Annotated in this window: 21 protein-coding genes; 9 read left to right on the forward strand and 12 right to left on the reverse strand. The window is 66.3% G+C overall.

Annotated elements, in window-relative coordinates; genetic code table 11:
* Window positions 1-2 precede the first annotated feature (2 nt).
* Together cyoC and AC1RWI_RS24685 are read left to right on the forward strand one after the other, a co-directional pair.
* Entirely contained in the window at window positions 3-653 is a 651-nt protein-coding gene (cyoC, locus tag AC1RWI_RS24680; protein ID WP_043356070.1) for a cytochrome o ubiquinol oxidase subunit III, read from the forward strand.
* On the forward strand, window positions 653-1,018 hold the full coding sequence (locus AC1RWI_RS24685) for a cytochrome o ubiquinol oxidase subunit IV (protein WP_492869335.1): 366 nt from the start codon (window positions 653-655) through the stop codon (window positions 1,016-1,018). Before cyoC ends, AC1RWI_RS24685 begins: the two co-directional genes overlap by 1 nt.
* Window positions 1,019-1,103: 85 nt before the next feature.
* On the opposite strand, the gene AC1RWI_RS24690 is transcribed toward AC1RWI_RS24685, so the two are convergent.
* From AC1RWI_RS24690 to AC1RWI_RS24715, 6 genes are read right to left on the reverse strand one after another with little or no spacing between them, the layout of a single operon-like run.
* On the reverse strand, window positions 1,104-2,468 hold the full coding sequence (locus AC1RWI_RS24690) for an LLM class flavin-dependent oxidoreductase (protein WP_492869337.1): 1,365 nt from the start codon (window positions 2,466-2,468) through the stop codon (window positions 1,104-1,106).
* 11 nt (window positions 2,469-2,479) lie between these two features.
* Window positions 2,480-3,430: a TauD/TfdA dioxygenase family protein gene (locus AC1RWI_RS24695; protein WP_492869339.1), complete on the reverse strand. Its 951-nt coding sequence runs from the start codon at window positions 3,428-3,430 to the stop codon at window positions 2,480-2,482.
* A gap of 43 nt (window positions 3,431-3,473) precedes the next feature.
* Window positions 3,474-4,316 (reverse strand): ABC transporter ATP-binding protein, encoded by an 843-nt coding sequence (locus AC1RWI_RS24700; protein WP_492869341.1) that lies wholly within the window; start codon window positions 4,314-4,316, stop codon window positions 3,474-3,476.
* A 56-nt stretch (window positions 4,317-4,372) separates the two neighbouring features.
* The gene (locus tag AC1RWI_RS24705) at window positions 4,373-5,194 is read right to left on the reverse strand and encodes an ABC transporter permease (RefSeq protein WP_492869343.1); all 822 of its coding nucleotides are present in this window, start codon (window positions 5,192-5,194) and stop codon (window positions 4,373-4,375) included.
* A 34-nt stretch (window positions 5,195-5,228) separates the two neighbouring features.
* Complete coding sequence (locus tag AC1RWI_RS24710) at window positions 5,229-6,077, reverse strand: ABC transporter permease (RefSeq protein WP_492869345.1); 849 nt, start codon at window positions 6,075-6,077, stop codon at window positions 5,229-5,231.
* 4 nt (window positions 6,078-6,081) lie between these two features.
* Complete coding sequence (locus AC1RWI_RS24715; RefSeq protein ID WP_492869347.1) at window positions 6,082-7,179, reverse strand: ABC transporter substrate-binding protein; 1,098 nt, start codon at window positions 7,177-7,179, stop codon at window positions 6,082-6,084.
* 251 nt (window positions 7,180-7,430) lie between these two features.
* Here AC1RWI_RS24715 and soxC point away from each other — a divergent pair, with 251 nt between their 5' ends.
* From soxC to AC1RWI_RS24745, 6 genes are all read left to right on the forward strand, one after another.
* Window positions 7,431-8,696: a sulfite dehydrogenase gene (gene soxC / locus AC1RWI_RS24720; protein ID WP_492869349.1), complete on the forward strand. Its 1,266-nt coding sequence runs from the start codon at window positions 7,431-7,433 to the stop codon at window positions 8,694-8,696.
* A complete protein-coding gene (locus tag AC1RWI_RS24725) occupies window positions 8,683-9,282 on the forward strand; it encodes a c-type cytochrome (RefSeq protein ID WP_043356044.1) in 600 nt (199 codons plus the stop codon). The genes soxC and AC1RWI_RS24725 overlap by 14 nt, the downstream gene beginning before the upstream one ends.
* A gap of 205 nt (window positions 9,283-9,487) precedes the next feature.
* Window positions 9,488-10,405, forward strand: coding sequence for a TauD/TfdA dioxygenase family protein (locus AC1RWI_RS24730; RefSeq protein WP_492869351.1), 918 nt, complete (start codon window positions 9,488-9,490; stop codon window positions 10,403-10,405).
* Between the two features lie 115 nt (window positions 10,406-10,520).
* Window positions 10,521-11,555 (forward strand): ABC transporter substrate-binding protein, encoded by a 1,035-nt coding sequence (locus tag AC1RWI_RS24735; RefSeq protein ID WP_492869353.1) that lies wholly within the window; start codon window positions 10,521-10,523, stop codon window positions 11,553-11,555.
* Between the two features lies 1 nt (window position 11,556).
* Entirely contained in the window at window positions 11,557-12,405 is an 849-nt protein-coding gene (locus tag AC1RWI_RS24740; RefSeq protein WP_492869355.1) for an ABC transporter ATP-binding protein, read from the forward strand.
* 19 nt (window positions 12,406-12,424) lie between these two features.
* Window positions 12,425-13,333, forward strand: coding sequence for an ABC transporter permease (locus AC1RWI_RS24745; protein WP_492869357.1), 909 nt, complete (start codon window positions 12,425-12,427; stop codon window positions 13,331-13,333).
* A 59-nt stretch (window positions 13,334-13,392) separates the two neighbouring features.
* On the opposite strand, the gene AC1RWI_RS24750 is transcribed toward AC1RWI_RS24745, so the two are convergent.
* The 3 genes from AC1RWI_RS24750 to AC1RWI_RS24760 form a co-directional block, all read right to left on the reverse strand.
* Window positions 13,393-13,938, reverse strand: coding sequence for a shikimate kinase (locus AC1RWI_RS24750; protein ID WP_492869359.1), 546 nt, complete (start codon window positions 13,936-13,938; stop codon window positions 13,393-13,395).
* 90 nt (window positions 13,939-14,028) lie between these two features.
* Window positions 14,029-14,853 (reverse strand): 3-oxoadipate:acetyl-CoA acetyltransferase, encoded by an 825-nt coding sequence (locus AC1RWI_RS24755; RefSeq protein ID WP_043356039.1) that lies wholly within the window; start codon window positions 14,851-14,853, stop codon window positions 14,029-14,031.
* Between the two features lie 46 nt (window positions 14,854-14,899).
* Window positions 14,900-16,783, reverse strand: a complete 1,884-nt coding sequence (locus AC1RWI_RS24760) for a bifunctional sugar phosphate isomerase/epimerase/4-hydroxyphenylpyruvate dioxygenase family protein (RefSeq protein ID WP_492869361.1) — start codon at window positions 16,781-16,783, stop codon at window positions 14,900-14,902.
* A 131-nt stretch (window positions 16,784-16,914) separates the two neighbouring features.
* On the opposite strand from AC1RWI_RS24760, the gene AC1RWI_RS24765 reads away from it, so the two are divergent.
* Complete coding sequence (locus AC1RWI_RS24765) at window positions 16,915-17,682, forward strand: IclR family transcriptional regulator domain-containing protein (protein ID WP_043356035.1); 768 nt, start codon at window positions 16,915-16,917, stop codon at window positions 17,680-17,682.
* Between the two features lie 24 nt (window positions 17,683-17,706).
* Here AC1RWI_RS24765 and AC1RWI_RS24770 read toward each other — a convergent pair whose 3' ends face one another.
* The 3 genes from AC1RWI_RS24770 to AC1RWI_RS24780 all read right to left on the reverse strand — a co-directional run bounded on the left by AC1RWI_RS24770 (window position 17,707) and on the right by AC1RWI_RS24780 (window position 21,534).
* Entirely contained in the window at window positions 17,707-18,666 is a 960-nt protein-coding gene (locus AC1RWI_RS24770) for an AEC family transporter (RefSeq protein ID WP_043356033.1), read from the reverse strand.
* A gap of 74 nt (window positions 18,667-18,740) precedes the next feature.
* Window positions 18,741-19,802 (reverse strand): porin, encoded by a 1,062-nt coding sequence (locus AC1RWI_RS24775; RefSeq protein WP_492869363.1) that lies wholly within the window; start codon window positions 19,800-19,802, stop codon window positions 18,741-18,743.
* 319 nt (window positions 19,803-20,121) lie between these two features.
* Window positions 20,122-21,534 carry an MFS transporter gene (locus tag AC1RWI_RS24780; RefSeq protein ID WP_043356029.1) on the reverse strand — a complete coding sequence of 471 codons (1,413 nt, stop codon included), beginning with the start codon at window positions 21,532-21,534 and terminating at the stop codon, window positions 20,122-20,124.
* Between the last annotated feature and the right edge of the window lie 83 nt (window positions 21,535-21,617).

The raw sequence follows: 21,617 nt of genomic DNA on the forward strand, positions 1-21,617 counted from the left end.
CCATGACGACTGAAGTCCTACAGCGTTATCCCGCGCATGGCGCCACCGAGGCGCATGCCCACTCGCACGATCATTCGCACGATCACGCCCATCACGACACCAGCGCCAACACGGTGTTTGGTTTCTGGGTGTACCTGATGAGCGACTGCATCATCTTCGCCGGGTTGTTCGCCGCGTTCGCGGTGCTGCGCGGCGAAGTGGCAGGCGGCCCGTCGGGCAAGGAACTGTTCGAGCTGAACTACGTCCTGGTCGAGACCTTCCTGCTGTTGTTCAGCAGCTTGACCTCGGGCATGGCAATGATCTCGCTGCATAACGGCCAGCGTGCCCGCCTGCAGTTCTGGCTCGGCATCACGTTCTTGCTGGGCGTGGCGTTCATCGGCATGGAAATCAACGAGTTCCATCACATGATCGCCGAGGGCGCAGGCCCCGAGCGCAGCGCCTTCCTGTCGTCGTTCTTCACGCTGGTCGGCACCCACGGCCTGCACGTGGCGAGCGGCCTGCTGTGGATGGCCGTGCTGATGTGGCAGATCTCCCGCAAGGGCCTGACCGCGACCATGACCAAGCGCCTGGCCTGCTTCGCCTTGTTCTGGCACTTTCTGGACATCGTCTGGATCGGCGTGTTCACCGTGGTCTACCTGATGGGAGCGATGTAATGGAACATAGCAACGTCTCTGCCGCCGTCGCCCACGACGCGCACGGCACCACGTCCGCGGGCGCCAGCCATGGCAGCGTCAAGTCGTATGTGATCGGCTTCGTGCTGGCGGTGATCCTGACCGTCATCCCGTTCAAGCTGGTGATGGGCGGCACGCTGGACGCCTCGACCACGCTGGCTGTGATCCTGGGCCTGGCCGTCGTGCAGATCGTCGTGCACCTGATCTACTTTCTGCACCTGGACAGCTCGTCGGAGCAGCGCTGGAACGTGATGGCCCTGGCCTTCACCGCGCTGATCCTGCTGATCGTGGTGGCGGGCTCGCTGTGGATCATGCACAACATGAACGCCAATATGATGGTGCATTGAGCGTTAAGCTTCAATGCTGACGACAAAGGCGGCCTTCGGGCCGCCTTTGTCGTTTCAGGCTTCGGTGTCTGGCCAGCCAGGCCCGTCAGGCCACCTGCCGCGCGCCGCCGAACGCACGCGGATGCGCCGGCCGCGCCAGGCCCAGGTGCTCGCGCAAGGTGCTGCCCTCGTAGCGCTCGCGAAACAGCCCGCGCCGGCGCAGCTCCGGCAGCACCAGTTCGATGAAGTCGTCGAGGCCGCCCGGCAGCCATGGCGGCATGATGTTGAAGCCGTCGGCGGCGCCGCCTTCGAACCAGGCTTGCAGCTGATCGGCGATGCTCTCGGCGGTGCCATGGATGGACCAGTGCCCGCGCGCGGTAGCCACGCGCAGGTAGAGCTGGCGAATGGTCAGTCCCTCGCGCCGGGCTAGCCCGGTCACCAGCTGGAAACGGCTCTTGGCGCCGTTGGGCTCGGGCAGGTCGTCGGGCAGCGGCCCGTCGAGCGGGTAGCCGGAGAGATCCACGCCGCCGAGGTTCTGCGACAGCAGGGCCAGCCCCACGGCTGGATGGATCAGGCTTTGCAGCGCCTCGAATTTCTCCTTCGCTTCGGCTTCGCTGCGCCCGATCACGGGGAACACGCCCGGCATGATCTTGAGCTGGTCGGGTGTGCGGCCATAGCGCGCCAGCCGGCCTTTCAGGCCCTGGTAAAAGGCCTGGGCGTCTTCCAGCGACTGCTGCGCGGTAAAGATGACCTCCGCCGTGCGCGCTGCCAGCTCCTGTCCGGCCTCGGACGAGCCCGCTTGCACGATGACCGGATGGCCCTGCGGCGGGCGTGACACGTTGAGCGGCCCGCGCACCTGGAAGTGCTTGCCGTGGTGATCCAGTGCGTGCAGCTTGTCGGGCGCGAAATGCAGGCCGCTTTCCTTGTCGTAGAGAAAGGCGTCGTCTTCCCAGGTGTCCCAAAGCCCTGTCACCACATCCACGAACTCCCCGGCGCGCGCGTAGCGCTCGGCGTGCTCGGGGTGCTTGTCCAGGCTGAAGTTGCGCGCCTCGGCGTCGGACCACGAGGTCACCACATTCCAGCCGGCGCGGCCACCGCTCAGGTGATCGAGCGAGGCGAACTTGCGCGCGACGTGAAAGGGCTCGTTGTAGGTGGTGGAGACGGTGGCCACCAGGCCGATGCGCTCGGTCACCGCGGCCAGTGCCGAGAGCAGCGTCAGCGGCTCGAAGCTGGCGGCGCGCGCCGTGCGGGGCAGGGTGGCGTCGTCAAGCGCGCGGATTGCGACGCCGTCGGCGAGAAAGATCGTATCGAACTGCGCGGCCTCGGCGCTTTGCGCCAGCCGCACATAGTGCGCAAGATTCTGCCCGGCGTCGGCCTGCGCGCCGGGGTGGCGCCAGCCGGCCACATGGTGACCGGTGGCTTGCAGGAAGGCGCCGAGCCTGAGCTGGCGCTTATATGCGGGTTGGCTCATCCGTGGCTCCCTTATGCGGCGGCGCGTGCCGGCGCCGCGTGGTTGGCCGGCTCGGCTTGCTTGGGCGCGGCGGACTTCACCGATACGCTGCGGCGTCCGTCCACGCTGACCGGCACATCGCCCGCGATGGTCACGCGGCGTACCACGCGTTTCGCATCGCCGTAGTCATTGATGGCGTAGTGCTGGGTGGCGCGGTTGTCCCAGATCGCCACGTCGTTGGCGCGCCAGCGCCAGCGCACCGTGTTCTCGAGGCGATGGACGTGGTCTTGCAGTACGCTGAGCAGATGCTGCGAATCGGAGGACGAGTAGCCAAGCAGCTTCTTCACGAAATGCCCCAGCACCAGCGTGCGCTCGCCGGTTTCCGGGTGCACGCGCACCACCGGATGCTCGGTCTCGTAAATGGCGGCGGTGAAGACCTCGCGGTAGCGCTTGATGGCTTCGGTGCTGACCGTGTTGCGGGTGGCGGCGTAATCGTAGTCGTTGGTGTGCAGCGCCCAAAGGCGGTCGGCCAGTTCGCGCAGCGCCTCGGGCAGATCCTGGTAGGCCGCGGCCGTATTGGCCCAAACGGTGTCGCCGCCGGCGGCGGGAATGACCACGCCGCGCAGCACGGACACCTGCGGGTAGGCCAGGTCGAAGGTCACATCGGTATGCCACGAGTTGGCGCGGCCGCCGTGCTCGGAATCGAGTTCGAGCAGGAACCGCGTGCCGTCGCGCGAGGGCACGGTGGGGTGGGGCACGGGCGTGCCGAACAGGCTGGCAAAGCCCTCCTGGGCTTTGTCGTCCAGGTGGTCCTGGTCGCGCAAGAACAGCACCTTGTGGCGCAGCAGCGCGGCGCGCACGGCGCCGAACGTGGTGGCGTCGAGGTCCGGCGCCAGCTTGAGTCCGCGGATCTCGGCGCCGATGCGTCCGGCTACCGGGTGGATGTCTAGCTTGACTTGTGTTGCGGCTTGCTGCTGGGTCATCTGGGATTCTCCTGTGGGCGAGGGGCGCGATTCAGATTCAGATTCAGATCGCGAACTGGATATGGGGTGGCAGCCGGTCGGTGGTTTCCGGATCGGGTTCGCGCTTGATGGGTGCCTGCGCGAGATCGGCCAGGCGCCCGGTGAATTCCTGCAGCACGTCGTCCTTGACGCGCGCGAAGCCCAGCGCGGCGCGGTCGCGCGGATGGGCCAGCGGCACCGGCAGGATGCGCCGGATGCGCCCGGGCCGCGGCTCCATCACCACCACGCGATCGCCCAGGTAGATGGCTTCTTCGACATCGTGCGTGACCAGGATCATGGTGATGCCCTCGGCCTGCCAGATGCGGTGCAGCTCCTGCTGCAGGTAAGCGCGGGTCAGGGCGTCGAGCGCGCCGAAGGGCTCGTCGAGCAGCAGGATCTCCGGGCGCGTGACCAGCGCGCGGGCAATGGCCACGCGCTGGGACATGCCGCCCGATAGCTGGTGGGGGAACGCGGTCTCGAAGCCGGACAGCCCCACCAGCGCGATATGCTCGCGCACCGTGCGGCGCTTCTCGGTCTCGGTCAGGCTGGCGTTGAGCAGCGCCGTGCGGATGTTCTGCTCCACCGTCAGCCACGGGAACAGCCGGTGCTCCTGGAACACAATGCCGCGGTCCAGGCTGGTGCCCAGCACGCGCTTGCCGTCGAGCAGGATCTCGCCCTTGTAGTCCTCCTCCAGCCCCACCACCAGCCGCAGCAGGGTCGATTTGCCGCAGCCGCTGGCGCCGACGATGCTGACGAACTCGCCGGGGGCGATGGATAGCGTGATGTCTTCGAGGACGGGCAGGGGCTTGCCCTTGACTTCGTATTGCTTGCGCAGGTGCGCGATATCGAGCGTGCCGGCTCGGGCCATGACAGGTCTCCGGGATGGATTCAGAAGCAATGGGTTCAGAAGCAATGGGTTCGGGATCAGAAGGCGGCGACCGAGCGCCCGCGCCACGCCAGCAGGCGGCGCTCGATGCGGCTGGCGATCCAGTTCAGCGTAAAGCCGACCAGCCCGACCACGATCACGCCGAAGATCACCAGGTCCATCCAGAAATTCTCGCGGCCATCGGTCAGGGTGTTGCCGATGCCCTTGCCGGACACCAGCATGTACTCGGCGCCGAGCGTGGCCAGCCAGGCGTAGATCAGCGCCAGGTGGATGCCGGCGAAGATCGACGGCGAGGCCGACGGCAGCACCACGCGCAGCAGCACCTGCCGGCGCGAATACTTCAATACGTTGGCCACTTCCAGCAGATCGGCGGGCACGGCGCGGATTCCCTCGAAGGTGTTGAGCACCACGGGGAAGAAAGCCGCGAGCGACAGGTACACCACCTTGGCGGTGTCGCCCAGCCCGAACCAGACCGAGATCAGCGGGATCCAGGCGAACAGCGAGATCTGCTTGATGGTGTGGAACGTCGGCCCCACCAGTTGCTCGAACAGGCGCGACAGCCCCAGCGCGGTGCCGAACAACAGGCCCACGCTGGCACCCAGCGCGAAGCCGGCGACGTCGCGCCACAGGCTGGCCGACAGCGCGGCCAACAGCGCGCCGCTGCGCACCTGCTCCACCGCCGTGGCCCAGACCTTGGACACCGGCACCAGCAGCGGCGACGTGCTCCAGCCAAAACGCACAGCGGCCCACCACAGGATGACCAGGCCGACAGGAAGCACCCAGCCGCGCAATGCGCGCGGGAGGCGAAGGGCGCGCGGGTTGCCGGAATTCGTTACCGGCGTCGTGGAGGCATCGGCCATGTTGTTTTCCTTTGCTGTTGTTTCGCGCCGCAACTCAGAGCCCCGGCTTGCGCCAGCGCAATACCGCACGCTCGGCCAGCGCCAGCACCTTGTCCAGCGCGAAGCCCACCACGCCTACCACGATCACCGCGGCAATCACCATGTCGAGCTGGAACAGCTGCCGGCCGTACACGATCATGTAGCCCAGCCCTTCGGAGGAGGCCAGCAGCTCCACCACCACCAGCGCCAGCCACGCGTGCGTCAGGCCGTAGCGGATGCCGCTCCAGATCGGCGCGGCGGCGGCGGGAAATACCACCCGCGACAGCAGCTGCCAGCGGGTGAAGCGCAGCACCCGCGCCACCTCGATATAGCGCGTGGGCACGTTCTGGATGCCCTTGTAGGTATTGAGCGCGATCGGTACCAGCGAGGCCTTGGCAATCAGGATGATCTTGAGCGCTTCGTCAATGCCGACCAGCAGCATCAGCAGCGGCAGCCAGCCCAGCACGGGCACCTGGCTGAAGGCCTTGAAGGTCGGATAGACGTAATCGCGCAAGCTGGGCGACAGGCCCATCGCCACGCCCAGCGCCAGCCCGCCGGCCAGGCCCAGCGCAAAGCCGCCCGCCACGCGCAATGCGCTGACGGCCAGGTTGGCCTGCAGCTCGCCGCTCTGGTACAGCTCGGTGAGCGTGTGCCAGACGGTGTCGGGGGTGGGCAGCACCTGCGGCGGAATCCACGCGAGGCGCGCCGCCACGTACCAGATCAGCAGCAGCGTCAGCGGCACCGGCCAGGCCAGCAGCCACGCGGCATGCTGCCGGGTGGGCCGCCAGCCGTGCAACCGCTTGCCACGCTGCGCGGGGGCGGTGCCCGCCGCGGCCGGCAGCGCCAGGGTATCGTTGGCTGCCATCGCGTCAGGCTCCGAGGATCTTGCCGTTGGGCTGGTAGACCGGCCAGTAGCTCTGCAGGCTCAGGTCGTTCAGCGCGGCCTTCAGGAAGCTCGGGTCGATCCACTGGTCCACGTCGAACTTCGCGCGGGAGAGCCGCAGGCGGTACGCCTGCTCGGTGGCGTCCTTGTAGCGGCTCACCAGGAAGGGGTCGAAGTTCGGGTTCAGCCGCACGCGCAGCGGTTCGCCTTCGTAGTCTTCTTTCCAGTGCTCGTAGGGCGTGCCGGCGCGCGCCCAAGTACGCAGCACGTCCTCGCGGTTCTTTTCGTCGGAGGCCCAGCGTGCGGCCTGCACCGCGGTCTTGACCAGTTGCCGGGTGGCTTCGGGGTACTTGCTGGCGAACGCATCGGTCACCAGCACATGGCTCTGGCGCGTGTAGATCGGCGATTGGTTTTTGCTGGAGTACAGGATGCGCACCGCGCCCTTGTCGCGCAGGCGCAGGATATCCATGGCGCCGATGGCGCCGTCGATATCCCGCGTGGTGAGCGCGGCCAGGTAGCCCGCGGTGTCCAGGTTCAGCAAGCGCAGGTCCTTCTCGGCCAAGCCGTTGGCCTCAAGCAGGCGCAATGCCGGCAGATGCATATTGGTGCCTTTGAACAGCGACACGCGCTTGCCGCGCAGGTCCGCCACCGTCTTGAGCGGGGAGTCGGGCGGCACGCCGATATAGATGTTGGTGCGCACGCCCGTGGCCAGTATCAGCCGCGTCTTGAGGCCGGCGGCGCGCGCCACGATGGCGGGCAGGTCGCCCTGCATCGCAAAATCGAGCTGGTTGGTGCTGATGGCTTCGTTCACGGCCGGCCCCGCGCCCTTGAAGAACAGCCATTCGATGCGCGTGCCTGATGGCTTGAACGCGTCTTCCAGCCAGCCGCGCGCGTGCGCGATGGCCATGGAGCTGCCCGCGAAAGTGGGCGGCGTGCCGGTGGCCGGCTGCGCCACGCCAATGCGGATCACGTCCGGCCGCGCCGCGCCCGGCGCGCCAAATACGCTGAGCGAGCCAGTGGACGCGGCGGCACCCAGGCCGGACACTGCAAGGCGTTTAAGAAGGGTACGTCGCGTGATTGCCATCGTGGATGTGGTCCTGTGTCTTGTGCTCGTGGGGAAGAATTCCACCAACGGCTCTCAAGATACGCGGCGCCATCGGCACGGCAGAACGAATGTTTCTGCTCTTGGATATGGCCTGCGCGCATATGCACCACAGATGGCGATGGTGACGCGGCAACGCATATGGGCATGCGCTTTCCTTCGTTCCGTGAGGCGGCGCGGTGGCATAGAGTGCGCCATTTTCGCTATGTGCAGAACGCACAAGGGCTGAGCCAATGACCAGCAACAACGAAAGGAACGGGCAGCCGCAGCCCGGCCGGCGCCGCTTCCTGCGCCAGGGCGCGGGCCTGGGTGGCGTGGCGCTCGCTGCCGGTGCGCCCGCCCCCGCGCAGGCCGAAGTACTGACGGTGCCGCCGTGGACCCGCACGCCCGGCGAGCCGGTGCTGTGGCACGCCTACGGCCAGCCCTCCGCGTTCGAGAAGAACGTGATCCGGCGCAATCGCGGCCCCGCGCCGATGCCCGGCGCGAACTCCTCCATGACGCCGCTGCAGGACCTGCGAGGCATCATCACGCCCACGGGCCTGGTGTTCGAGCGCCACCACGCCGGCATCCCGCAGATCGATCCGGCGCAGCACCGCCTCGCGGTGCATGGCCTGGTGGAGCGCCCGCGCATCTTCACCATGGACGACCTGGTGCGGCTGCCATCGGTCTCGCGCATCCACTTCCTGGAGTGCTCAGGCAATACCGGGCGCGAATGGCGCGCGCCCAGCGCCACTTCCGTGCAGATCAGCCACGGCTTGCTGTCGTGCTGCGAATGGACGGGCGTTGCGCTGTCCGTCGTGCTGGAGGAGGTGGGCGTGCGCCCCGACGCCGCCTGGCTGCTGGCCGAGGGCGCCGATTCCGCCACCATGACGCGCAGCGTGCCGATGGCCAAGGCGATGGAAGACGCGCTGCTGGTCTATGCGCAGAACGGCGAGATGCTGCGGCCCGAGCACGGCTATCCGCTGCGGTTGTTCCTGCCTGGCTTCGAGGGCAATATGAGCATCAAATGGCTGCGCCGGCTCAAGCTCGGCCGCGCGCCCTTCATGACGCGCGAAGAGACATCCAAGTACACGGATTCATTGCCGGACGGCAGCGCGCGCCAGTTCACTTTCATGATGGACGTGAAGTCCGTGATCACCTTCCCCGCGCCGGACAACCGGCTGCGCGACAAAGGCTTTTACGAAATCTCCGGCCTGGCCTGGTCCGGCTACGGCCGCATCCGGCGCGTGGAAGTGTCGGTGGACGGCGGGCGCAACTGGCGCGAGGCGCAGTTGCAGGACCCCGTGCTGGACCGCGCGCTCACGCGCTTTCGCCTGCCATGGCGCTGGGAGGGCGGCCCGGCCGTGCTGCAAAGCCGCGCCATCGACGAGGCGGGCAATGTGCAGCCCTTGCCGGACCAGCTGGTGGCCGCGCGCGGCTATGAGTCCACCTACCACTACAACGCCATACAAGCCTGGCGCGTCAGCGCCGACGGGAGCATTGCCAATGCGCGCGCTTGAATCCCACCGTACCCACATTGCCGCCACCGTGCTGGCGATGGCCGCGGTCTGCGCGCAGGCACAGGCGCAAACCTACGGCCTAGGCTTGCTGGCCAGCGAGCGCGATCTCGCCGGCTGGAACATCGATGTCACGCCAGATGGCGCCGGGCTGCCGCCAGGCAGCGGCAGCGTGACGCTTGGCAAGCAGGTCTACGAGAACCAGTGCGCCGCGTGCCACGGCTTGAAAGGAGAGGGCAAGCCGGCCGATGCGCTGGTCGGCGGGCACGGCAGCCTGAAAGGCGCTGGCGCGAACGGCAAGCCGCCGTTGAAGACCATCGGCAGCTTCTGGCCGTATGCGACGACAGTGTTCGACTTCATCAACCGGGCCATGCCATACAACGCGCCGCAGAGCCTCAAGGCGGATGAGGTCTATGCCGTCACCGCGTATCTGCTGCACCTGAACGGCATCGTGCCGGCGGATGCCGTGCTGGATGCACGCACGTTGCCGCAGGTGCGCATGCCGAATCGCGACGGCTTCGTCGCGGACGCCCGGCCCGATACGGCGAATGTGCCTTGCCGCCGCAGCTGTGGTGCACCGGCACGCTGAGACTACGCTGAAATCACGCGAGGCACCCATATGCGATAAGCGAATAAGCGGCAGCGATTACATTCGTTGACCGCTCCAGTCCGAGGTCACTACAGTGCAAAGCTTAAGAACAAGCGGTGCAGGTCTGCCTGTTGCCTTGAGCAGCCAGGCGCGGTGCCGCGCGCGTTTCGCTACACACTTTCGGTCCCCCGCTCAAGAGCCTGTCATGACGATTGGAATCCACCCGGCCTCAATTTCCCGTGCCACCGCGCCTGCTGCTGCCACCGGCAGTGCCCGGTTCGAGATCCGCCCTTTCGATGCGCCGCTGGGCGCCGAGATCGTTGGCCTGGACCTGGCCGAGCCGCTGTCTGCGGAAGACTTCGCCCGCATCCACCGCGCGCATCTCGACTACCACGTGGTGGTCTTGCGTGATCAGCGCATTACGCCCGCGCAGCAGATTGCGTTCAGCCGCCGCTTTGGCCCGCTGCAGATCCATGTGCTGCACCAGTTCCAGCTTGCCAACCACCCCGAGATCCTGATCGTCTCCAACGTGCTCAAGGACGGCAAGCCGATCGGGCTGGGCGATGCCGGGCATTTCTGGCATTCCGATCTCTCGTACAAGGAAAAGCCCAGCCTGGGCTCGCTGCTGCATGCCCGGGAATTGCCGGCCGAGGGCGGCGACACCTTGTTCGCCAACATGCACCTGGCCTGGGAAACGCTGCCCGCGCATCTCAAGGCGAAGGTGGATGGGCTCAAGGCCGAGCATACCTACCTGGCCAAATACGCCGAGCTGCAACAGCGCAGCCCATGGCGTCCCAACCTGACGCCCGAGCAGATCGCGCAGGTGGCCCCCGTGCTGCAGCCGGTGGTGCGCACGCACCCGGAGACCGGACGGCGCGCGCTGTTCGTCAGCGAGCATTTCACCACGCGCATCACCGGGCTGCCCGAAGACGAAAGCCGCGACCTGCTGGCGCAACTGTTCGCGCATAGCGTCAAGCCCGAGCATATCTACCGCCACGCCTGGCAGGAGCATGACCTGGTGTTCTGGGACAACCGCTCGCTGCTGCATCTGGCAGCAGGCTGCCCGCAGGCCATGCGCCGCGTGATGTACCGCACGACCATCGAAGGCGATCTGCCCGTCTGAGCGGCACGCATCGCGCGCGGCAGGCTGGCCTGGCCCGCCCTGCGCGCTACCGAATTCACCGTATCCGCGGTATCCACAGTATCCGCAATACCCGCAATACCCACCGGAGTCCCGTATGTCCCTGCTACGTTCCCGTCTTTTCTCCGCCCGCTGGCCGCGTGGCGTCGTCGCGCTGACGCTCGCCGCCGGCATGGCGGCCACGGGCGCGGCCCACGCGGAAGGGAAGATCCGCATCGCCGAGCAGTTCGGCGTGGTCTACCTGCTGCTCAATGTGGCGCGCGACCAACAACTGATCGAGAAGCAAGGCAAGCAGCAGGGCGTGGACGTCAAGGTGGAATGGACCCAGCTCTCCGGCGGCGCCGCCGTCAACGACGCGCTGCTGTCCGGCGCCATCGATATCGCCGGCGCGGGCGTTGGCCCCTTGCTGACGGTGTGGGACCGCACGCACGGCAAGCAGAACGTGAAGGGCGTGGCATCGCTGGGCAACTTCCCTTACTACCTGGTCAGCAACAATCCCAAGGTCAAGACCATCGCCGACTTCACCGACAAGGACCGCATCGCGCTGCCCGCGGTATCGGTATCGGTGCAGTCGCGCGTGCTGCAACTGGCCGCGGCCAAGCAATGGGGCGACAAGGCGTTCAACCGGCTGGACAAGTGGACGGTGGCGGTGCCGCATCCCGATGCGGCTGCGGCCATCATCGCCGGTGGCACCGAGATCAGCGGCCATTTCGGCAACCCGCCGTTCCAGGAGCAGGAGCTGGCCGGCAATCCCAATGCGCGCATCGTGCTGAACTCGTATGACGTGCTGGGCGGCCCCAGCTCGGCCACGGTGCTTTATGCCACCGATAAATTCCGCAACGACAACCCCAAGACCTACCGCGCCTTTGTCGATGCGCTGGCCGAGGCGGCCAGGTTCGCCACCGCCAATCCGGAAGCCGCCGCCGATCTGTATATCCGCGTCAACAAGGCCAGGATCGATCGCGCGCTGCTGGTCAGGATCCTGAAGAACCCGCAGGTGCAGTTCAAGGTCGCGCCGCAGAACACCTTTGCGCTGGCCGAGTTCATGCACCGGGTGGGCGCTATCCGCAACCAGCCGAAATCCTGGCAGGATTATTTCTTCCAGGATCCGGTCACCGCGCAGGGCAGCTGACATGACCGCGCAACCTTCCCCGCTGCGCGTGGTTTGCGCGCGAGCTGCCCCGGCGCCGCTGTTGCAGGTCGACGGCGTCTCGCTGGAATACCGCACCCCCGAGCGCGTGGTGCGCGCCACCCATCAGGTCAGCTTCGATGTCCATGCGGCTGACCGCTTTGTGCTGCTCGGCCCGTCGGGCTGCGGCAAGTCGACCTTGCTCAAGGCCGTGGCGGGCTTCGTTGCGCCGTGCGAGGGCGAGATCCGGATCGAGGGTGCGCCCGTCAGCGCGCCTGGCCCCGACCGCATCGTGGTGTTCCAGGAGTTTGACCAGTTGCCGCCCTGGAAGACGGTGCGGCAGAACGTGATGTTCCCGCTCATGCAGTCGCGCGGCATGTCGCGCCGCGAGGCATCCGAATGCGCGCTGCATTTCCTCGACAAGGTGGGGCTGGCGAATTTTGCCGACGCGTATCCGCACACCCTGTCGGGCGGCATGAAGCAGCGCGTGGCGATTGCCCGCGCGCTGGCGATGCGCCCCACGGTGCTGCTGATGGACGAGCCTTTTGCCGCGCTGGATGCGCTCACGCGCCGGCGCATGCAGGAGGAGTTGCTGGCGCTGTGGCACGACGCCACCTTTACGCTGCTGTTTGTCACGCATTCGATCGAAGAGGCGCTGGTGGTGGGCAGCCGCATCCTGCTGCTGTCGCCGCATCCGGGGCGCGTGCGCGCCGAGCTCAACAGCCACCAGTTCGACCTGGCCAGCCAGGGCGGGGCGCAGTTCCAGGCTACCGCGCAACGCATCCACCATCTGCTGTTCGACGAGACGCCGCACCCGGCGCCGTCGCCGGCGCGCACCGCGCAGGCGCGCTGAGCCCCTGCCAGGATCGACCATGACGAGCACGCACACGAGCACAAACACGAGCACGACATCTTTTTCCGCCACCACGGTGGTCCGCGCCGAATACGAGCGCAAGCTCGATCCCTTCACCGCGCTGCCGGTCGCGCGCGCCTTGCCCTGGCCGCAGCGCCTGTGGCAGCAAGGCTGGCTGCGCAAGACGCTGATCCTGGTGGCGCTGGCCTGCCTGTGGGAACTCATTGCCCGCGTGCAGGACAACGATCTGCTGTTCCCGAGTTTCCTCGCCACCGCAAGGGCTTTCGTCGAGGGCATCGGCAGCGGCGAGTTGCTGGCCAAGGCTGGCATCTCGCTGTCGGTGCTATTGCAAGGCTATGCCGGCGGCATCGTGCTGGCCTTCGTGCTGACCACGCTGGCGGTGTCCACCGAACTGGGGCGCGACGTGCTGGACACGCTCACCTCCATGTTCAACCCGCTGCCGGCCATCGCGCTGCTGCCGCTGGCGCTGCTGTGGTTTGGCCTTGGCAGCAAGAGCCTGGTGTTCGTGCTGATCCATTCGGTGCTGTGGCCGCTGGCGCTCAACACCTATGCGGGCTTTCGCGGGGTGCCGGCCACCTTGCGCATGGCCGGGCGCAACTACGGCCTGCGCGGACTGCGCTATGTGCTGCTGATCCTGGTGCCCGCCGCGCTGCCGGCCATCCTGTCCGGGCTGAAGATCGGCTGGGCCTTTGCCTGGCGCACGCTGATCGCGGCGGAGCTGGTGTTTGGCGCGTCGTCGGGCAAGGGCGGGCTGGGCTGGTACATCTTCCAGAACCGCAATGAGCTGTACACCGACCGCGTCTTCGCCGGCCTGGCCATGGTGATCCTGATCGGGCTGCTGGTGGAGAACCTGGTGTTCAGGACGCTGGAGCGTGTGACCGTGCGCCGCTGGGGCATGCAGCACTGAGGCTGGCGGCGGCGGGCAATAGTGCTGTTTTCGGCACGCATGTGGCGCGAGGGGAGGCTTCAGGGGTCGACCTGAGGCGGCAGAACCCGCTCGCTCAAGCCCAGGCGCTCCAGCACGCGGCCGGCGGCATTCGCCACGCTGTCGCCATGCGGGGGCATGATCAGGTGCGCGGTCTCGCGATACAGCGGGTCGCGCACCTGGAACAGCGCTTCCAGCGTGGCGCGCGGGTTGGCGACCTGCAGCAAAGGGCGGTTGCGGTTGCGCCGCGTGCGGTGCCACAGCTCGGCGGGCGAGGCGCACAGGTAGATCACGCAGCCGCGCGAGCGCAGCATCTCGCGGTTTTCCGGGCGCAGCACGGCGCCGCCGCCGGTGGCCATCACGATGCCGCGGCGCTGGCTGAGCTCATCCAGCACCCGGCTTTCGCGCTCGCGAAAGCCTTCTTCGCCTTCCAGCTCGAAGATCGTGGGTATCCGCACGCCGCAACGTGCCTCGATTTCGTGGTCGGAATCGAAAAAAGGCAGCCCGAGCCGGCGCGCCACCGTCTTGCCGATGGTGGTCTTGCCGGCGCCCATGAAGCCAACGAAGAAGAGGTTATCGAAATCCAAGTTTGCGTTGAGCCGTTTTCGGCTCCGGATCCGGTCTTCTCTACGGTAGCACGAGATGCGTGGCGATCAAAACGGAGGGCGGTAAAAAGCTCATGCCAGGCCGAGCAGCCGGCGTGCCTCTTGCGGTGTGGCCACGGCGCGGCCGTACTGCGCGCACAACTCAGCCACCCGGCCCACCAGCTGCGCGTTGCTGGCGGCCAGTGTGTCCTTGTCCCAGCGCACATTGTCTTCCAGGCCGGTGCGGCAGTGGCCGCCAAGCTGGAGCGTCCAGTGATTGACCTCCAGCTGGTGCCGGCCGATGCCCGCCGCGGTCCAGGTCGCGCCAGGCAGTACCTTGCCCAGTTGCGCCACCTGGAATTCGAGGATGTCCTTGCGCGCCGGCAGCGCATTCTTGATGCCGAACACAAATTGCACGTGCACCGGTGGCAGCAGCAAGCCCTCCTTGACCAGGTCCGCCGTGTTGTAGAGCATCGCCAGGTCGAAGATCTCGATCTCGGGCTTGATGTGGTAATCGCGCATCGCCTTGGCCAGCGCGCGCACGAAGTCGGGCGGGTTTTCGTAGACGGTGGTGGGGAAGTTGACCGAGCCCGTGGCCAGCGAGGCCATGTCCGGGCGCAGGTCGAGCATGGCGCCGCGCTGCTCCATGGCGCGCCCGCGCCCGCCGGTGGAGAACTGCACGATCATGCCCGGGCAATGCTTGCGGATGCCTTCCTGCAGCTCGGCGAAGCGCACCGGGTCCGAGCTGGAATTGCCGGCATCGTCGCGCACGTGCAGATGCACCAGCGTGGCGCCTGCCTCGAAGCTCTGGTGCGTGCTCTCGATCTGCTCGGCCACCGAGATCGGAATGGCGGGGTTGTCTTTCTTGCGGGGCACGGAGCCGGTGATGGCGACTGAGATGATGCAGGGATCTTGCATGTGAGGCTCCAATGTGAGGCTCTAATCAGGGATGACGCTGCCGGCTTCAGGCCGGACGGGCCTGGCGGCTGCGGCTGGCCAGGGCTTGCGCGGCCATGCGCAGCGAGGCGTTGGCCGCGCCGAAGCCAAGGTAGCCATCGCGCTGCACCAGCTCGAAGAAGAAACGGTCGTGGAAGGGCTCGGTGTATGCGTGGAGGAATTCACCACCGGCGTCCCTGTCGTATAGCAACTGGTGTTGCCTCAGGCGTTCCAGCGCGGCATCGTCCAGCCCGAGCCGGGCGCCGACATCGTCGTAGTAGTTGTCCGGCACGTGGAGCATGGCGGCCTCGGCGGGCACGGCCTGGTCCAGCGTCGCGCACAGATCCGGCGTACGGAATGCGATGTGGTGGATGCCCGAGCCCGCGTAGGCGGTGATGAACCTGCCGGTTGCGGTGCGGCTGCTCTCCGAGACATTGAGCGGAATCCGCAGGCTCTGCTCCGCGCTGACCATGGCGCGGCTCTTGACCAGTCCATAGGGATCGGCGATTTCGTGCAGCGCCTGCGCCTGCAGGCCGAACACCGTCTTGTAGAACAGCACGAAGCTGTCGAGCCTGTGCGGCGGCAGGGCCTGGGCGATATGGTCGATGGCCATCAGCCCCGCGCCCGCGCTGTCGGCGCCGCCGGGTTCCAGCACGAAGTCGCTTTCGTAGATGCTGCGGTCCGAGCCCTGTTCGTCGATCAGGTAGAACAACATGCCGTCGGGCGCGCGCAATGCCGGAATGCTGCGCTCGTGCGGGCCGATGCGCTCGCGCCATTCCTTGCACAGCAGGGCACGGGCACGCGTGACGGCGCGTTGGGCATCGTCCACCTTCAGGCCCAGCGCACACACGGAGGGGCCGTGCAGCTGGAAGTGCTCGGCCGCGGCGCTGTCCTGCTCGGCATTGAGGATGATGTTGACGCCGCCCTGCCGGTACAACTCCACCGCCTTGGAGCGGTGGCGGCCCGCATGGCCAAAGCCCAGCGAGCGCAGGCGCGCGCCCAGCTCGCGCCCGGTCACGTAGTCCACCGCGAACTCCAGGAAGTCCACGCCGCCGAAGCGCGGCGGCGCCGGCAGGGGCGGGCCGCCCGCCTCGGACTCGAGCCAGATCAGCGAGCGCAGCCCGTCGAGCGCGGTCAGGCGCGCGGGTGCCGCACGGAATTCGTCGTTGAAGATCTCCAGCGAAAGCGGTCCGCGATAGCCCGCGCCCATTGCCGCGCGCGCAAACTCGGTGACGGCCAGATCGCCCTGCCCGGGGAAATTGCGGTAATGCCGGCTCCACGACAGCACGTCCATGCTCATCCGCGGCGCGTCCGCCAGTTGCATGAAGAAGATCTTTTCCGCTGGCACTTCGCCGATGCCTTCGAGCGTGTCGCCAAGCGCGAGCGTGTGAAAGCTATCCAGCACCAGGCCCAGCGCGGGGTGGTCGGCCTGCCGCACGATTTCCCACGCCTGGCGCCAGCGCCGGGTGTGGCGGCCCCAGGCCAGCGCCTCGTAGGCTACCGACAGCCCGCGTTTCGCCGCGGCCTCGGCCATGGCGCGCAGGTCGGCTGCCGCGCGCGCGGGATCGTCGATGGCGATCTCCTGCACATTGCTGCAGACCAGCACCATGCGCGCACCGAGCTCTTCCATTACGTCGAACTTGCGCTCGGCCCGCGCCATGTTGCGCTCGCGGATCGCATCCGGCATGGCCTCGAAATCGCGGAAGGGCTGGTACAGCATGATGGCCAGGCCTAGGTCGGCCGCGATGCGGCGCACGTCGGCTGGCGAGCCGTCGAAATTCAGCAGGTCGTTCTCGAAGATCTCGACCCCATCGAAGCCGGCCGCGGCGGCGGCCTCGAGTTTTTCAGGGAGCGTCCCGGAGAGCGATACGGTGGCGATCGATTTCGGGTGGCGCCAGATTGTGGTGTCCATGTCAGATCCTGCGTGCTTCGTGTAGGGCAAGATTAGGACTGATCGTAGGTGGCAACAAGCGCAATTCGCGCGTGAACGTGCGACAATCGCGCGTATGCGAGCGACTGGCGCTCGGGATTAGGGTTTCCGCTATGGATAAAGAACCATTGAGCCGTCGGGACTGGATTGCCGGGCTGGAGAAGGGCCTGGCCATCCTGGAGGCATTCGATAACGACCACCCGCGCCTGACCCCCACGCAGGCGGCCCAGCTCACCGGTCTCACGCGCACCGCGGCGCGGCGTTACCTGCTGACCCTGGAGCATCTGGGCTACACCACCAGCGATGGCACCTTGTTCAGCCTCACCCCGCGCGTGCTCAAGGTCGGGTGGTCGTACTTCGACTCCGCCCGCCTGCCGCGCACCGTGCAGCCCTTCTTGCAGCAGATCACCGCCGCCGTTGGCGAGCCGGCTTACCTGAGCGTGCTGGACGACTGGGAGCTGGTATTCATCTGCCGCACTGGCACCAGCCGGGTGATGAACACAGGCTTCGTGCTAGGCGCGCGCGTGCCCGCGCCGCTGGCTTCGTCCGGCCTGATGATGCTGGCGTCCGAGCCGGAGGAGAAGGTCAAGGCCTGGCTGGAAGGCTGCGTGCTCACGCCTTACACGCCGCACACCATCCTGCAGCAGGACCGGCTGATGGCGGAAATCCGCCGTGCCGGCGCGCAGGGCTATGCCCTGGTCGAGCAGCAGTTGCAGATCGGCGTGCGGGGGGTGGCGGTGCCGCTGCGGGACCGCCACGGCAAGGTGATTGCCGCGTTGAGCGTGAATATGCAGATCGGGGACGAGAGCGCGGAGCAGGCGCTGGAGCGGGTGTTGCGGGTGCTGCAGGATACGGCGATCTCGATCATGCGGGTATTGTGAGACTCGCCGCGCCCGGCAAGCCTGTCAGGGGAGCGCGTGAAATGCGCCGAGCAAAAAGAGCAATGCGCTCAGCGTGAAGAAGGAAGCGATGGTTGTGATCAGCAAGGTCACAGCGCTGAAATCTTCCTGCCCGTAGGCCTGGCCCAGGGTGGCGTAGATGCCCATCATGGGCATGGCCGCCATCAGCACGGCCGCTGCGCGAAGCGAGCGGTCGATCCCGGGCAGCCCGAGCATCGGCAGCATCGTGATCGCCAGCAATACGCACAACGGATGCAGCACCAGCTTGCCCACGACAATGGGCACGATCCGCGAGCCGAGCCCGCCCATGGGCAGTCCGACCAGCGTGCCGCCAATGACAAACAGGGAGAGCGCACTGCAGGCGGTTGCCAGCGTATCGATGGTACGCGTGAGCGGCGCAGGCAACGTCAAGCCAAACACCGACACCGCCAGCCCCGCGAGCAGGCCAAGGATCAGCGGGTTGCGGATCAGCCGGGCCAGCGCTTTGCCTAACGCTTGCCAGCGGCCCGCGCCGCCCTGTTTGCGCTCCGCCATGAAGAGCAGGAAAGGAATCACCAGCAGGTTTTCCACCATCATGTTGAGCGCGAGCGAAACGCCCGCCACCGGCGCCAGCGTCAACAGGAGGATGGGATAGCCGACGAACCCGCTGTTCGAACACGACATGCCCATCGCATAGAATGCGCTGGCGGACGGATTCAGCCGGCCGACGCGCCGGCACCAGGCATAACCCAGGCCGATCACCGCCCACGATCCGATGCAATAGGCAAGCAGGTAGCCGACGTTGAAAATCTCGCCAACCTGGCGTTGCGACAGCGCGCGCAATAGCAGCGCCGGCAATGCCAGGTTGATCACGAACTTCCCGAACACGCGCATGTCGGCCTTGGCAAACAGCCCGGCGCGGGTCGTCGCGAATCCGATCAGGATGAGGATGTAGATCGGCGCGATGATCGCCAGGATATTGAGCATGCGAGTCTTGTCGGTGTTCTTGTCGGTCTGCTTGCCGGCTTGTCTGCTTGCAAGTTCATGTCCGGCTGCGCGCCTCAGAACTTATGGCGCAGGCCGGCCATGAAGCCCAGCCGGGTCGTGTTGCCGAACATATTGCCGCTGTTGTTGAAGGCTGGCGAGCTGTTCAGCGGGATCCAGGCGCCGCTCAGGTGGGTGTAGTCCACTGCCACATAGACGTCCGTGCGCTTGCTGAAGTTGTAGTCCAGCATGCCCGCGGTGGTCATGCGCTTGCCGCTCTCGCCGGCATGCTTGAGCCAGTCGTACTGGAAGGTGCCGATAAAGCTGAAAGCCTCGGTGATATTCACGCGCGTGCCGATATAGCCCACGTTGTTGCGGTAGTCGGCCACATCCAGGCGGTTGTTGGTATAGCCCAGGTAATACTGCGCGCGCGACGCCTTCCAGGTACCTCCCAGGCCCCACACGGTTTGCTTGCTGGCCTGCGCGGCCGGCACGGCGCCGAAGAAGGCGGAGGAGACATCGTGCGTGACCTGGTAGACAGCGCCAACCTCGATGGGCCCGGTGCTGTAGACCAGCGAGCCGGCACTGGCGTTGCTGGCCTTGATGCTGCCCGCGACCTCGCCGAAGGTATAGGCTGCCGCCGCCTGCAGCCCGCCGAACGACTTGATGTACTTGATGGTGTTGTCGTAGCGCAGGCCGGTGTAGTTGCCGCCCTGGTAGCCGACGATGGAGTTGTTGGCGAAGGCCATGGCCTCGTAGGAGGACAGGATTTCGTGGGCGAGCGTGTATTGCCGGCCCAGCGCAAGCTTGCCGTAATCGCCGTCCAGGCCGATCACCGCGGTGCGCCCGAACAGGCGGCCGCCTTGCTGGCTGCTGCCGGTATCCGGGCTGAAACCCGATTCGAGGATGTAAAAGGCCTTCAGGTTGTTGCCGAGATCTTCGGTGCCGCGCAGGCCCCAGCGGCTGCCGGTGAGTTCGCCATCGGTCATCTCCCACTTGCTGTTGCCGGCGGCGTTCGCGTGGGTGGAATAGCGGATGGTGGTGTCGACGAGACCATACAGGGTGACGCCGGATTGCTGGGCAAATGCGGGCAGGGTGGCGCTCCCGAGAACGAGCAGGGCGGCGGCTTTCTTGTTCATGTCGATACTCCTCCAGATACTTTTCATGTGGATATCAATATTGATATTGATTTTTTTAAGACGTGGGTTTGGTAATTTGATTTGATTCGATTTGATTCGATCGCGCTGTTGCGTTTCGGCGTTTTCGCGGAAACGGGCCCGCTTGGGTGCGTGCGATCGCACCGGCATCAGGTGAAAGGAGCGTGATGGGCCGTGATATCGCCGATATCGCCAACAAGTGCATATCGGTCACGGGCGACGGAGGTGGAACCTGGCCTCAGAGAGCGCTGGTCCGCGCCGGACCGGCCGCTCTGTGCTCCCTGGCCAGGCTGTGGTGCGCTCAGGCGGCCGCCCGGACCACCTTTGCCTCGCCCATGGCCTCGGCGCGCAGCCGGTCGTAGTCCTGCTTGTCCATGGGAACAGCGTTGGGCTCGCCGAGTTCGCTCATGCGGATGCGGTGGGTTTCGCGGGCGCTCAGGGCGGCCAGGGCTGCAACGATCGTCACGGCGAAGGTAATCGCGCCGATCGTCAGCGGGATATTGGCCGATCCCGGAGGTGCCACGGTGGCGAACAGCGCGGGAAGCAAGGCGGTGACGGCGGTGCCGATATTCTGCGCGATGGCCATGGCCGACACGCGCGAGCGTGTCGGGAACAACTCGGGGAAGAAGCTCGGGAAAATCGCGTTGTAGCCCTGGTAGACGATGCCCCACATCAACAGCGATGCCACGATGGCAAGCGGCACGTTATGGATGCTGATGGCGTAGAGATAGAGGAAGGAAAGCAACCCGGAGCTAAGCGCGCCAATGACGATCGGCGGCTTGCGGCCGATCTTGTCGGACAGGTTGCCGACAATTGGAATGACCACCACCGCGAGGATATTGCCTGCCACCGGAATCCACAGGTATAGGCTCTTGTCGAAGCCGACACCGTACGCCGGCTGTACCGCATAGGCCGCACCGAAGATCGTGGCTACCACCGGGATCACGTTCATCAGGGCCATGCACACCACGCGGATCATGTCGGGCCAGCTGAACTTGAAGGCTTCGATGATGGGCGAACGCACCACTTCGCCGGCCTTGGCTTCCTTGGCAAACGCCGGGGTCTCGGAGACTTCGCGGCGGATGACGAAGCCTGCCACCAGCACGACGGCGCTCAGCAGGAAGGGAATGCGCCAGCCCCAGGCATTGAACGCGTCCGACGGCATGTAGTAGGCAAGCGGCAGGAAGACCGCGGCGGCCAGGATCTGGCCGGCCTGCACGCCCTGGAGCGTGAAGCTGGCGTAGTAGCCGCGGCGCCCGAACGGCGCATGCTCCAGGATCATCGAGCTGGCGCCGGAGATTTCACCGGCGACCGCGAAGCCCTGGATCAGGCGAAGGATAACCAGGAGCACCGGGGCGAGCATGCCAACCTGGCTGTAGGTCGGCAGCAGGCCGACTGCCACGGTCGAGAAGCCCATCAGGAACATGCACAGCACCAGTACGTTCTTGCGCCCGTGGGTGTCGCCCCAGTGGCCCAGGAAGAGGGCGCCGATGGGCCGGGCGATATAGCCGACACCGTAGGTTGCCAGCGAAGCAACGATGGCGACCTTGGGATTGCCCGAGGGGAAGAAAATCTGGGGGAAGATCAGCGACGCCGCGGTCGCATAGATGAAGAAGTCGTAGTACTCGAGTGCCGAGCCGATCCAGCCGCTCGCGGTCGCCTTCTTGGTCTGGCGCTTGCCGTGCAGGTCACGGTCATTGAGGGTAGTAGCCAATTTCGTCTCCAGTCATTGTTGGCTGGAAATTAAGCGATCCCTTGATCGTCGACAAGGCGAATTCTCACAATTGGCGCGCTATT

This window comes from Cupriavidus sp. MPR-AND1C (genome assembly GCF_058809705.1).

Bases quoted from the DNA above. Each gene is read 5' to 3' on its own strand.
- cyoC (WP_043356070.1), top strand. From the start codon at position 3: ATGACGACTGAAGTCCTACAGCGTTATCCCGCGCATGGCGCCACCGAG.
- AC1RWI_RS24685 (WP_492869335.1), top strand. From the start codon at position 653: ATGGAACATAGCAACGTCTCTGCCGCCGTCGCCCACGACGCGCACGGC.
- AC1RWI_RS24690 (WP_492869337.1), bottom strand. From the start codon at position 2,468: ATGAGCCAACCCGCATATAAGCGCCAGCTCAGGCTCGGCGCCTTCCTG.
- AC1RWI_RS24695 (WP_492869339.1), bottom strand. From the start codon at position 3,430: ATGACCCAGCAGCAAGCCGCAACACAAGTCAAGCTAGACATCCACCCG.
- AC1RWI_RS24700 (WP_492869341.1), bottom strand. From the start codon at position 4,316: ATGGCCCGAGCCGGCACGCTCGATATCGCGCACCTGCGCAAGCAATAC.
- AC1RWI_RS24705 (WP_492869343.1), bottom strand. From the start codon at position 5,194: ATGGCCGATGCCTCCACGACGCCGGTAACGAATTCCGGCAACCCGCGC.
- AC1RWI_RS24710 (WP_492869345.1), bottom strand. From the start codon at position 6,077: ATGGCAGCCAACGATACCCTGGCGCTGCCGGCCGCGGCGGGCACCGCC.
- AC1RWI_RS24715 (WP_492869347.1), bottom strand. From the start codon at position 7,179: ATGGCAATCACGCGACGTACCCTTCTTAAACGCCTTGCAGTGTCCGGC.
- soxC (WP_492869349.1), top strand. From the start codon at position 7,431: ATGACCAGCAACAACGAAAGGAACGGGCAGCCGCAGCCCGGCCGGCGC.
- AC1RWI_RS24725 (WP_043356044.1), top strand. From the start codon at position 8,683: ATGCGCGCGCTTGAATCCCACCGTACCCACATTGCCGCCACCGTGCTG.
- AC1RWI_RS24730 (WP_492869351.1), top strand. From the start codon at position 9,488: ATGACGATTGGAATCCACCCGGCCTCAATTTCCCGTGCCACCGCGCCT.
- AC1RWI_RS24735 (WP_492869353.1), top strand. From the start codon at position 10,521: ATGTCCCTGCTACGTTCCCGTCTTTTCTCCGCCCGCTGGCCGCGTGGC.
- AC1RWI_RS24740 (WP_492869355.1), top strand. From the start codon at position 11,557: ATGACCGCGCAACCTTCCCCGCTGCGCGTGGTTTGCGCGCGAGCTGCC.
- AC1RWI_RS24745 (WP_492869357.1), top strand. From the start codon at position 12,425: ATGACGAGCACGCACACGAGCACAAACACGAGCACGACATCTTTTTCC.
- AC1RWI_RS24755 (WP_043356039.1), bottom strand. From the start codon at position 14,853: ATGCAAGATCCCTGCATCATCTCAGTCGCCATCACCGGCTCCGTGCCC.
- AC1RWI_RS24760 (WP_492869361.1), bottom strand. From the start codon at position 16,783: ATGGACACCACAATCTGGCGCCACCCGAAATCGATCGCCACCGTATCG.
- AC1RWI_RS24765 (WP_043356035.1), top strand. From the start codon at position 16,915: ATGGATAAAGAACCATTGAGCCGTCGGGACTGGATTGCCGGGCTGGAG.
- AC1RWI_RS24770 (WP_043356033.1), bottom strand. From the start codon at position 18,666: ATGCTCAATATCCTGGCGATCATCGCGCCGATCTACATCCTCATCCTG.
- AC1RWI_RS24775 (WP_492869363.1), bottom strand. From the start codon at position 19,802: ATGAACAAGAAAGCCGCCGCCCTGCTCGTTCTCGGGAGCGCCACCCTG.